Source organism: Companilactobacillus nantensis DSM 16982, assembly GCF_001435815.1.
Taxonomy (GTDB): Bacteria; Bacillota; Bacilli; order Lactobacillales; family Lactobacillaceae; genus Companilactobacillus; species Companilactobacillus nantensis.
In genome coordinates this window covers 1-269 of record NZ_AZFV01000091.1, presented here as the reverse complement: position 1 = coordinate 269, position 269 = coordinate 1, and the positions used below count along the sequence as shown (strand labels likewise).

The window sequence follows — 269 nt, the reverse complement described above, 5'->3', positions numbered from 1 at the left end:
AGTATCTCTAAATTTCTTGAGAACGACCTACAATTAACGGTTAACAAGAATAAGACAAAGGTTGGATCTCCTCTGGGACTGAAATTCTTGGGATTCTCACTCGGTGTATCAAGCAAGGGTACCTACGTGCGTCCTTCCAAACAAGCCAAAAAGAGAGTTAAACAATCGCTCAAGGAAACAACGAAGCGAAATCGAGGCAGAAGCCTCGATGAACTCTTCAAGGAGATTGATCAGAAAATGGTTGGTTGGCTGAACTACTATGGAATTGG

1 protein-coding gene is annotated in these 269 nt (G+C 42.4%); it reads left to right on the top strand.

Features of this window, described 5'->3' with window-relative positions:
- Positions 1-269, top strand: a 269-nt coding sequence (locus FD31_RS13815; RefSeq protein WP_275472405.1) for a group II intron maturase-specific domain-containing protein, incomplete at both ends; no start/stop codon positions are given.